The following is an 11464-nucleotide window of genomic DNA, read 5'->3' on the forward strand; positions in this document are numbered from 1 at the left end:
TGAACTTTTTGCGCAATAAAATATACGATACAATTACTCCTTGAATCCACTTTGTGCAAATTTATTGCTTCTCTTACCTATTCCACAATTAAACAACTTTCTAATGTCTCTTATTTGCACTCCTAATAATTGGTATTGGTTCATCAACAAAGTGGCGATAAATCTTTCTTGCATCAATTTTTGGATTTATTACAGTGAGTATTCCTGGATGATTGATTAGGTTTTGACTAGCAGATTCTTGTAAATATTTAAGACCTTTGATAACATGATCATATGTACCACGACCGCGATGATCTATGCGATTAATATCGTGATACTTTTTGGCCCATCTAAACTAACACCTACACCGACTTTATGTTTTTGAAAGAGCTGAATCCACTCATCATTGACAAGCATGGCATTAGTTTGCACTGAAAAATCCAGCTTGCATGAAAATAAAGCATCTTTTAAATTTATACACAACTCATCGAATGCCTTTTTTTTATACATCAAAGGCTCACCACCATAAAAAATAATACTTATATGTGTTATATTAAGTTCATTAGACCCTTGCATTAAAAACTTAATAACTTGATTCACAATATCAGATTTCATATATGGTGAATGATACTTCCAATCGTCATTCTCACCATTAAAAACATAACAATATGTACAATTTATATTACATCTTTCTACAAGCTTAAGTACTATTTGTAATGTCAGAGGCTTTTTATACACAATACCCCATACACACTAATTATTGTGTATTCTTCTGGCTTAAACTTCTTATACATAACATTTTAATATTATAATAGACAGTCATACCAAGCTTTAGGCCACCCATTTTTAGACCACGTAATGCCTCGTGCCCAACCTCTAGATTGCTTGCTGCGATCTCTTAAGATTTTTGTTCTGAACCCTCCTTGTTCTTCATTTATATCATTAAAGCTTCTACTATTAATAATATCTTCTAAAAAACTTGGTTTTACAGATATCTGATCTTGATCTGAGTCTTTTTTTACAGTTAAACTATTTTTATCTTTTTAGTCATATTATTTTTACATTTAATTAATAAATTATGACTATAATAAAGGACTGATAAAAACGAGTCAAGTAAGATTTTTATGTAAATCACACTTTTGTGTGGGAATATTGAAGTATATTTTTTAAGCTATACAAGTCTTGCATGCGCTTTTTATATAAAGAACAATGACTTAAGTAAACATATTTATATAATGACTTAAGTAAACATATTTATATGTTGACGATGCATGGTCAGATATTTAAAATTAAACATTAAAGATTTTTGGAGTAAAACATGGCAAAAGGTGGAAAAGCAAAAACAGCAAGTAAAAATAATCCTCTGCAACGAAATAAAGGAACAACGCAGAAAACATACAATGGAAAAAATGTGGTGCCAGTTCGGCTAATAAATCGTGAATTAAATCAAAATTTTATGGCAGCTGAAGATAGTAACGGTAATTTAATTGAAGATGGAAGAGGTAATCCAATAGCATGGGATGCAATTTAGGAATTTATGGTAAAGATTAATATTAATTCTCAAGAAATTGAAGTAGAGCAGGGGTTGACTATTATTCAGGCTTGTGATTCTCTAGGCATTGAAATTCCAAGGTTTTGTTATCATGACCGTTTAGCAATAGCTGGCAATTGTAGGATGTGTCTAGTTGAGGTTGTAGGTGGACCTATGAAGCCTGTAGCATCTTGTGCAATGCAAGTAACGGAAGGCATGGTGATTAATACAAATACTGAAATGGTAAAGAAAGCGCGTGAAGGTGTTCTTGAATTTTTGCTTATTAATCACCCACTAGACTGTCCAATATGTGATCAGGGTGGTGAATGCGATTTACAAGATATTACGATGGCATACGGAAGAGGGACAAGTAGGATAAAAGAGCAAAAGCGTTCGGTGCCCAAGAAAAATTTTGGGCCGCTAATTGAAACTGCAATGAATAGGTGTATCCATTGTACTCGTTGCATAAGGTTCTTATCTGATGTTGCCGGTACATATGAACTTGGCGGAATTGGTAGAGGAGAAAATGTAGAAATAGATACATATATAAAACAGCATATAAGCTCTGAATTATCTGGAAATATAATAGATCTTTGTCCTGTTGGTGCTTTAACTTCTAAGCCATATTCTTTTAAGGCTCGTTCATGGGAGCTTGTGCATTGTGAAACCATAGATGTGCTTGATGCTACTTGTAGCGCTATAAGAGTCGATGTACGTGGCCCAGAAGTAATGCGTATATTGCCAAGGATTAATGAAGAAATTAATGAAGAGTGGATATCAGATAAAACTCGCTTTGCTTATGATGGATTAAAGTTACAACGTCTAAATAAGCCATATGTAAGAAAAGAAGTTAAATTGGTAGAAGCTACGTGGGACGATGCAATGACCATTGCTTCAGCAAAGTTAAAAAGTGCCAAATCAAATGAAATAGCTGCAATTGCTGGTGATCTAATAGATTGTGAATCCATGATTCTATTGAAGGAGGTAATGCTTGCATTAGGATCTGGAAATATGGATTGCAGGCAAGATGGTGCAAAATTACTTTCAACTAATCGTGCATTGTACGTATTCAATACTACCATTGAAGGAATCGAAAGAGCTGATCTATGTTTATTAGTTAATACAAATCCAAGGATGGAGGCACCTATTATTAATGCACGTTTAAGAAAAAGATATTTGCGTGGTAATTTTAAAATTGCGAGTATTGGTCATGATATCGAATATCTATATGAAGTTCAAAAGTTAGGTGATGATCCAAAAATTCTAAATCAAATTGTAGAAGGCAGTCATGAGTTTTGCAAATTACTCAGCAACGCTAAAAATCCTATGTTAATTATAGGTCAGGATGCACTAATGAGGGATGATGCTCATTCAATTTTAGCATTAGTAAGTAAGCTGGTAGAAAAGTTCAATATGATTAATGATGATTGGAATGGTTTTAACATTCTTCACAAAGCAGCAGCAAGAGTTGGTGGTTTGGATATTGGATTTACTCCAAAAAACGGAGGAAAAGATATTGATCAGATATTATATCATGCGGAAAAAGGAAACATAAAGGTTGTATATCTTTTGGGAGCAGATGAAATTGATGTATCAAAACTAAAAAATACATTTGTAATTTATCAAGGGCATCATGGTGATAATGGTGCAAGTATTGCAGATGTTGTATTTCCTGGTGCTACATATACAGAAAAATGTGCAACTTATGTTAACACTGAAGGAAGGGCTCAAAGAACTAATATAGCTACTCTACCTCCTGGAGAAGCAAAAGAAGACTGGTTTATCATCAAAAATCTTGCTGAGCATCTAGGCGTCCATTTGTCATATAACAATCTACAAGATGTTAGAAAAAAATTAGAGTCAATAGGGCCACATTTTAAGTGTATTGATCAGGTCATAAAAAACAAGTGGATACCGATTAATTTTGACAAAGTAAACTTAAGTAATATGCCTTTTTCTCTCAAAAAATATAATTTTTATATGACTGATTCAATTACTCGTGCTTCAAAAATAATGGCTGAGTGCACTAAAGCTTTTTGTAATAACTCTTTATAGTTTTGAAAATAGTAGAAAAAACCCAATGTCAAGAAGTATGATTCCAATATCTTCAGACCATGCAGGCTTTGACTTAAAGCAAATCTTAAAATCTTATTTAGATAAGTTAGGGTACATTGTTCAAGATTATGGCTGTACTTCCAGCAAGAATCATGTTGATTATCCTGATTATGCCCGCTTTGTAATAGGAGATATTATGACTGGCAGGACTAATTATGGAGTGTTAATATGTGGGAGCGGGATAGGTATGAGCATGATAGCAAATCGGCATAATAGTATTAGAGCTGCACTGTGTTATAACGTTGAGGTTGCACGATCAGCACGTGAGCATAATAATGCAAACATTTTATGCCTAGGTGCAAAATTTATTGATAATCACACTGCAAAAGTAATAGTGGAAAGTTTTTTAACTACTCCTTTTTTAGAGGGAAGGCATAGAATTCGTGTTGATAAGCTAGATTTAAGTAAAAATGAAGACCTTTAGTGAGGATGAAGTATATAAATTTTCTAGGATCTCTAATGAGTGGTGGAATGAAAATGGTAAATTTAAACTACTTCATATAATTAATCCTTTAAGAGTCTCTTACATTGTAAAATATATAAAAGAAAATATAGACAGAAACTTTAATACTATATCATTATTAGACCTAGGATGTGGAGGAGGTATTTTATCCGAATCAATGGCAAAACTTGATATAGTAGTTACTGGAATAGATGTTTCAGAAGAAAATATAAAAATTGCAAAAATGCATTCTGAAAAGGTAGGATTAAATATATTATATAAACATACCAGTGTTGAAAAGTTAAATAGTGATGAACAATATGACGTTATTTTAATAATGGAAGTTATAGAGCATGTGGAAGATTTAACATTTTTTATAAAAAAAACTATAGAATTATTAAAGCCAAGAGGCCTTCTATTTATATCAACAATAAATAGAACTATAAAATCTTTTTTTCTTGCAATAGTAGGTGCAGAATATATTCTAAACTGGCTTCCAAGAGGGACACATAACTGGAATAAATTTATAAAACCTTCAGAAATTGCAACTTGTTTTAGAGAAAATAATGTAGAATTAAAACATATGGCAGGAATGAGTTATTCTATTATGAAAGATGAATGGGCATTAACAAGTGATGTATCTGTTAACTATTTAATGTATGGAATAAAAGATTACTAGGGTGCATAATCTTCAAAAAGCAATATTATCAAGCATAATTTGTAGCATACTTCTTTGGTATGAATATACCCTATTTGGAGTATTAATAAGCACAATAAGTAATACTTTTTTTCCTTCAGAAAATTTTAATAATAGTGTTGCAAATTTACTTATTATTTTTGGCATTGGGTTTGCTTTTCGGCCCATTGGCGCACTGATATTTGGTCATATAAGCGATAAATTAGGAAGAAGATTTTCTTTGCTTATCTCAGTAATATTAGTTTCTGTACCATCTACATTAATTTCTTTAGTTCCAAGTTACAGTAAAATTGGTATTTTTGCACCAATATTAATCACAATATTTCGCATAATACACGGCATAGCAATAGGAGGTGAAACAAGTAGCTCATCTGCATTTTTAATAGAGCATTCACAATGTAAAAAAAATTTAGGGTTCCTTGGTAGTATAAAAATTTTCAGTGGTCCTATAGGCTCAATTTTAAGCTTTATAGTAGTATATATTTGTCATAAGTACGGTAATTTTGATTCTTTAGGATGGAGAATACCATTTTTTTTGTGTTTTTTACTGGGTGCAGTTAGTTTTTTTATCAGGTTATCGCTAGAAGAAAGTCCAGCGTATAAGGCAAATAAAAGTAGGCGTGTTGCTTTTCCATTAGGAGAGTTGATAAAGAAATATAGAAAATCTTTCATTATATCTATAGGAATAGGAATTGCACAAAATGTTATAACTTATTCTATTATCATGTTTTTCAATATTTTTATAGAAGAGAAGACGTTTTTAGGAATAGAACTAAAATATCCAATGAGAATTATAAATGATATGTTATTTGCAGTATTTGGAGTAATTTTTGCAATTTTATCTGATAAAATAGGAAGAAAAATCATAGTCATACCAATACTCATATTTCTTATCCTAACTTCCCCTCAGATATTTATTATGCTATCTAGTCAGAATTTTATGATAGTAATAATATTTTATCTACTTTCTGTAATTCCTATATCTGGGTTATTTGGTACATATAATGCAATTATATGTGAATTATTTCCAACAAAGGTAAGGTGTACTGCTCTTAGTCTTGCACACAATTTATCTGCTGGAATCTTTGGTGGTTTTGCACCATACATCTGTACTTTTTTAATAAATAATATGCAAAGTAAAATTGCAGCTGGACTTTATTTGTCTTTGTGTGCTTTTATAAGTCTTATATCTATAATGCAAATTAAGTTGCAAGATAAAAAAATTGATTGGTAGTATTTCATATAAATTCTTTCAAAGTTCTAAATAATATTTCTAATGAATTTTGATCAGACATATTATGTCCTCCACCTTTAGTGAGTATCACTTCAACATCAGTTGATTCTATTTTTTCTGCTAAGTGAAGTGAAGTATGATATGGTACATCTTTATCACTCATACTATGTAATAAGCGTACTGGACATTTTATATCGATAATGTCTTCATTTAAAAGAATGTGTTTTCTCCCATCTTCAATTAAGTTTTTTGTTATCGGATATTTACAATTTTTATCATGCTTGGAAATGAAATCTATTATTCCATTAGAATATAATTCTTCTTTTTGCTCTTTAGAGAGCTTTTCAAATATTAGATTTTCAGTGAAATCAGGTGCAGAAGATATTCCTATTAATGCTGAAATTCTTTCTGGAAATGTAATAGCAGTGAGAAGCATTAGCCATCCGCCCATGCTTGAACCTATAATAATTTTTTTATCGTATGTTAATTCATTTATAATTCTTATACAATTTGAATGCCAATCACTTATTGTATAGTCAATAAACCTGCCGCCAGAATTTCCATGGCCAAAATAATCGAATAGCACTAGTTCTATATCATTCTTTTTGCAATATTCATATATAGCGTTTGCTTTAGTACCATTCATATTAGATGCAAATCCACCATAGAAAATTATAGAAGCTTTTGTTCCAGGTAATTTTCTATATGCTATATAATTATTATCGTGGTCAACTAACTTTTTATAATCCATATTCACGTAATCTAAACATTAAAACATTAAAAATAAGTATATTGTAGTCATATATTATGAAAAGAGTATTAAAGAAAAATTAATAAGATTATTTTACAGTATAAATTTTATAAAAGGTATATTATGAGATTTTATAAGTTTGTATTTTTATTTCTAGTGCTTTCTTTTTCATTTAATTCTTATGCTGCAGAGAACGAGGATGTTGTTAATCAGCAGGCTGGCAAGGTTACTGCTAAAGGTTCCGTAGAAAAAGATCTCACAAGAGAAGTAATATGTAAAACTATTAATTATATTCACTCAATAGGTGGACCACTTATGACAGTTGTTATTATTGGTTCTAGTATACTTGCAATATTTGGTAGAATGGCATGGCCAGCTCTTGTTGCTCTCGTTATCTTTTGCGGTGTGTTTTTTGGTGCTGCTACAGTTGTAGACAAGATGGTAGGCTCTAGCACAGAAAAATGTTCCTAAACATTTTGTTAGCGAGAATTAACAAACTTGAAATACAATGGTTGCCTGGTAAAATCAAGGAGAAATTTCCAATTAATGTTCCTGAAAAAAATTCGGGGACATTTATATTCCTCTAACTTAATAATGCAAGAGAATAATCTCCAAAAGGTAGGCATGACACCAAGCCATTTTTATTATAAACGCAATGAATAAAATCTCTCGGAAATGAAATAATTAACTGTAAAACACTTATGCTATCTGCTATAAAAAGTGTACTAAAATGTAGTAACAATAGATTGCTGAGCAGAGTGGCATAAGATAACACAAGAAACCTCCCAGCTTAGTAAGCCTAACAGAAACTATACATAAGGTAAATGTTTTACAAATTTTAAATTGATCATTTACCCCATGGTAAGGAAAACTCTAATGAGAAAAAAACTAATGTATTTTTCTAAGAGCTCTATATTCCCCTGCCATTATTTCTTGAAGACGGATGACCTTGAATATTAACCATATTATTCACCTTTCTCTTATTAACTTGAGTATCATCAATCTTGAATCCTTCACTTATCATTGTTTTACCTATTTTACCAAGTAACTTTTGATTCAAATCTTGAGATGCAATATTATCAGCAGCTGGTGGTTTGCCTACCTGTAACTCTTGATTCAAGTCTTTTGGACTATTTGTATTAACTTCTTTCTTTTGCAATAAAAACTTTTCTGACGCTAATTCGGTCATTTTAAATATGCCTTTCAATAGACTCTTTACTATATTACCTGTACCAGATATAAGATTCTTTCCTGCTTCAGAAAATTTGCCTTTCGACTCATAATCTGCAAGTGCTAAAGTAAGAACTATTGCCCCTACTAAAGGAGTTCCAATCATAAAAGCCAATGATACAGATAAAAATCTAGCTACATTCCCACTTAAAGTTGTACCTTCCTTTCTACTTGAAAGTTTTTCTACATTATCTTTCTTATCATCAACCTTTTTATTTTGTGTACCAATTTTCTCTTGCACAAGTGAAGAACTACCATTATTTGACTCACTGACCACACTCTGTTTTTGCACTTCATTATTATAACTTACCATACAAACTCCTTTGGTATAATTATAAGTATACTATATAACCCATAGATAATCAAGACATTTATTAGCTAATTGACTTTATTATCTTTTAGTCTTCCTAAATAGCATTTAACTTCATTGCTTATGTGATTACTAAACAATATAAGCGCTATCATATTAATTAATGCTAAGCAAGAAAATAAAGCACCACCTATATTAGAAATTGCCATAATATCTTTAGATAATCCAGAAAAAAATGCTACTATTACTACTGCTATGCGGTATAGCACTATACTTTTTGCACCAAATAAATATAGCCATCCCATTTCGCAGCAATATACAAATGAGATAACTGAAGAAAACGCAAACAACGGTGCTGCAATAGTTAAGAATATTGGAAACCAAGAAGAAACCGTCTCAAATGCTTTATAAGTAATTAATATTCCTTCTCCAATTCCTGTTTGATATGCCCCTGTTATAACTATCGTTATACCCGTTAAACAGCAAATTAACATAGTATCAAAGCATGGCTCTATCATAGCAACAAGCCCAGTTCTAACTGGTTCTTTATCTTTTGCTACTGCATGAGTAATTGATGCAGAACCAACGCCTGCCTCACTTGCAAAAATCGCTCTTTGAATCCCTGCAACAAATGCACCTACTATTCCTCCACCAGCAGCATTAAAATCTATCATGCTTGAAAATAAAATCTTTATTGCGTAACCAAGATTTTGAATATTAAATATAATAATCACAATGCAGCTACAAATATATGTTATTGACATAATAGGAACTAGTGCTGAAGATACATTTGCTATTCTTTTTATTCCACCAATGATTACTAGACCAAGTAGTGCAGAAATTATAGCAGAAAGAAACCAAGAATTATTATCTATCCAGCTTGAATAACCGGATAGTATTGTAACCATTTGATTACTTTGAAATGCAACGCTTCCACCAAGACCAGATAATATAAAAAAAACAGCATATATAGCAGCTAAAATAATTCCAATTCTTTTAAAACCTAATTCTTCCAAACCATTTCTAATATATAAAAATGGACCGCTAAATAATTCCTTTTTGCTTCCTTCCCTATGTTTGAATGCTAGAGTTACTTCAGCAAACTTTGCTGACATACCAAAAAAACCAGTAACCATCATCCAAGGCACCGCACCAGGTCCACCCATTGACACTGCAATTGCAACACCTGCAACTGTACCAAGACCTACTGTACTTGAAAGTGCTGTAATAAATGCCTGTAAATGTGTGATGTGACCATCGTGATGATCAGTATCATATTTACCACCCAGAATTTCAAACGCATGCTTAAACATTCTGACATTAAGAAACTTAAATTGCAAAGTCAAAAGAACGTAACCAAATGCTACAAGGAGTAGCACAAATGGTATATAAAAAACCTTAAAAAACAGTACATTATTTATAAAATCACTCATTCCATTCAATACGGTATCATGTAAACCTGAACTGTATGCATTATTAAAAAACAAGGAAAAGAGCAGTGTACAAAATATTTTATAAACCATGATTAACACTCCTTTTAGAATTATAATAAAAATTTACTATATTTAAAATTTCTTCTCTTAACAGGTACATTGAAGTAGTATTTAAAATAAAAAGACACATAAATAAACTATCACCTAGATAAGATATAAACTCTATATTTTTTGACATACAGCTCATATATACTGAAATTACTATGAAAATCCTAAATAATATAAGCATTTTTTTATTATCAAACAAATATAGTAAAGCAACTTCGCAGTAGTAACTGTAGGCTATTATTGTTGAAAATGCAAAGGAAAATATTATTATGGGAAAAATAAACTTATTAATTATTGGAAAAGCTTCTGAAAATATTGAATTAATCAATGTAATATCACCAACACCACTCATGTTGTGCATGCCAGTAATTATTATTACGAGGCCTGTTAAAAATGAAATTACTATTGTATCTATAAATGGTGCTATCATTGCAACGGAACCAGCTTTAACTGGATCTTTTTCCTTTACAGCAGAGTGTGCTATAGCTGCTGTTCCAGTTCCTGCTTCGTTAGCAAACACAGATCTCCTTACTCCAACTATTAAACCAATTAAAAGTCCTCCTTCTATAGCTGATTTACTCATAATATCTTGAAATATTAAAGATAAAGCGCTAAGTAAGTTACTTTTATTTACATATATTAAATATGCACACATTCCTATATACAATAGGATCATAATAGGTGCCAAGTGAGTTGTTACAAAAGCAATACGTTTTATCCCTCCAAGAATCACAATTAGAACAAGAAAAGATATTGGGATAGATGCATTATATTCAAAAAGGTTGCTTGCCAGAGCTGAAATTTGATTTGCTTGAAAAGGTATGCCGCCACAAACCATTGCAATAACAAGAATAACAGCATAAGTAGATGCAAAAATTTTACCAGCTATAGGACATCCAATTTTTACAAGACTATGTTTAATGTAATAAAATGCCCCACCAGTTGTTTTTTTGGAACGATGGGAAAAAGCAAGAACCACTTCAGCAAATTTTATTGACATACCAAGCATACCAATAACCATCATCCAAAAAATAGAACTTGGTCCTCCTATAGTAATTGCTATTGCAACACCTGAAATTGTGCCAAGACCAACTGTTCCAGATATCACAGTGGCGAACGCTTGTATATGTGTGATTATACCTCTATTGTTTTTATCATACTTAATATTGAATAACGTTTGTATCCCATACTTAAACAATCTAAAATTAACAAATTTAAACTTTATTGTACAAAAAACTCCAGCAGTAATAACCCATACAATTATAAATGGGACGTTAAACACTTTAAAGTATAGAAATGAGTTTAATAACTCACTTGTCTTCGTTACTATAAAATTAGTTATTTTCTCCATTATAATATAAAGAATCTTTAAATTTTAAAGACTACTTGAAAACAAAAAGTAAAACACTAAAACTTTTTCATTATAGGACTTAAAGATTTTTTTACTTAGAGAATAGATTATATTATATACACTAAAATGCAAAAAATTTAAAAATATATTTTATGAACCTCTTGAGACTCTTACTTTTTTCACTATATCTATCATTATGTTTATACCGTTGTGTTTTGCAACCAATGATAACCAAATTACATGGAAAAATCAAAAAATAGGTGAATTGCTAGCAAAAGGGAAA

At 31.1% G+C, this 11464-nt stretch carries 11 protein-coding genes; 6 read left to right on the plus strand and 5 right to left on the minus strand.

The window, feature by feature from the left end; all coding sequences use genetic code 11:
• Positions 1-294: 294 nt before the first annotated feature.
• Positions 295-717 carry a radical SAM protein gene (locus V6U76_RS02485; RefSeq protein ID WP_333023442.1) on the minus strand — a complete coding sequence of 141 codons (423 nt, stop codon included), beginning with the start codon at positions 715-717 and terminating at the stop codon, positions 295-297.
• Positions 718-1297: 580 nt separating this feature from the next.
• On the opposite strand from V6U76_RS02485, the gene V6U76_RS02490 reads away from it, so the two are divergent.
• The 5 genes from V6U76_RS02490 to V6U76_RS02510 are packed head-to-tail and all read left to right on the plus strand — an operon-like array spanning position 1298 to position 5998.
• Positions 1298-1510 (plus strand): hypothetical protein, encoded by a 213-nt coding sequence (locus V6U76_RS02490; RefSeq protein WP_333023443.1) that lies wholly within the window; start codon positions 1298-1300, stop codon positions 1508-1510.
• Positions 1511-1516: 6 nt separating this feature from the next.
• Positions 1517-3565 carry an NADH-quinone oxidoreductase subunit NuoG gene (gene nuoG, locus V6U76_RS02495; protein WP_333023444.1) on the plus strand — a complete coding sequence of 683 codons (2049 nt, stop codon included), beginning with the start codon at positions 1517-1519 and terminating at the stop codon, positions 3563-3565.
• 25 nt (positions 3566-3590) lie between these two features.
• On the plus strand, positions 3591-4049 hold the full coding sequence (gene rpiB / locus V6U76_RS02500; protein WP_333023445.1) for a ribose 5-phosphate isomerase B: 459 nt from the start codon (positions 3591-3593) through the stop codon (positions 4047-4049).
• Positions 4036-4746: a bifunctional 2-polyprenyl-6-hydroxyphenol methylase/3-demethylubiquinol 3-O-methyltransferase UbiG gene (gene ubiG, locus V6U76_RS02505; protein ID WP_333023446.1), complete on the plus strand. Its 711-nt coding sequence runs from the start codon at positions 4036-4038 to the stop codon at positions 4744-4746. The genes rpiB and ubiG overlap by 14 nt, the downstream gene beginning before the upstream one ends.
• Before the next feature lies 1 nt (position 4747).
• On the plus strand, positions 4748-5998 hold the full coding sequence (locus V6U76_RS02510) for an MFS transporter (protein ID WP_333023447.1): 1251 nt from the start codon (positions 4748-4750) through the stop codon (positions 5996-5998).
• Positions 5999-6002: 4 nt separating this feature from the next.
• Here V6U76_RS02510 and V6U76_RS02515 read toward each other — a convergent pair whose 3' ends face one another.
• Positions 6003-6749: an alpha/beta hydrolase gene (locus V6U76_RS02515; RefSeq protein WP_333023448.1), complete on the minus strand. Its 747-nt coding sequence runs from the start codon at positions 6747-6749 to the stop codon at positions 6003-6005.
• 123 nt (positions 6750-6872) lie between these two features.
• Here V6U76_RS02515 and V6U76_RS02520 point away from each other — a divergent pair, with 123 nt between their 5' ends.
• Positions 6873-7220, plus strand: coding sequence for a TrbC/VirB2 family protein (locus V6U76_RS02520; protein ID WP_333023449.1), 348 nt, complete (start codon positions 6873-6875; stop codon positions 7218-7220).
• A 439-nt stretch (positions 7221-7659) separates the two neighbouring features.
• On the opposite strand, the gene V6U76_RS02525 is transcribed toward V6U76_RS02520, so the two are convergent.
• The 3 genes from V6U76_RS02525 to V6U76_RS02535 form a co-directional block, all read right to left on the minus strand.
• Positions 7660-8292, minus strand: coding sequence for a hypothetical protein (locus V6U76_RS02525; protein ID WP_333023450.1), 633 nt, complete (start codon positions 8290-8292; stop codon positions 7660-7662).
• A gap of 65 nt (positions 8293-8357) precedes the next feature.
• Positions 8358-9812, minus strand: a complete 1455-nt coding sequence (locus V6U76_RS02530) for an alanine/glycine:cation symporter family protein (RefSeq protein WP_333023451.1) — start codon at positions 9810-9812, stop codon at positions 8358-8360.
• Entirely contained in the window at positions 9802-11181 is a 1380-nt protein-coding gene (locus V6U76_RS02535; protein WP_408647413.1) for an alanine/glycine:cation symporter family protein, read from the minus strand. Before V6U76_RS02535 ends, V6U76_RS02530 begins: the two co-directional genes overlap by 11 nt.
• Positions 11182-11464: the final 283 nt, after the last annotated feature.

Source organism: Wolbachia endosymbiont of Pentidionis agamae (assembly GCF_036711655.1).
Classification (GTDB): domain Bacteria; phylum Pseudomonadota; class Alphaproteobacteria; order Rickettsiales; family Anaplasmataceae; genus JAZHPY01.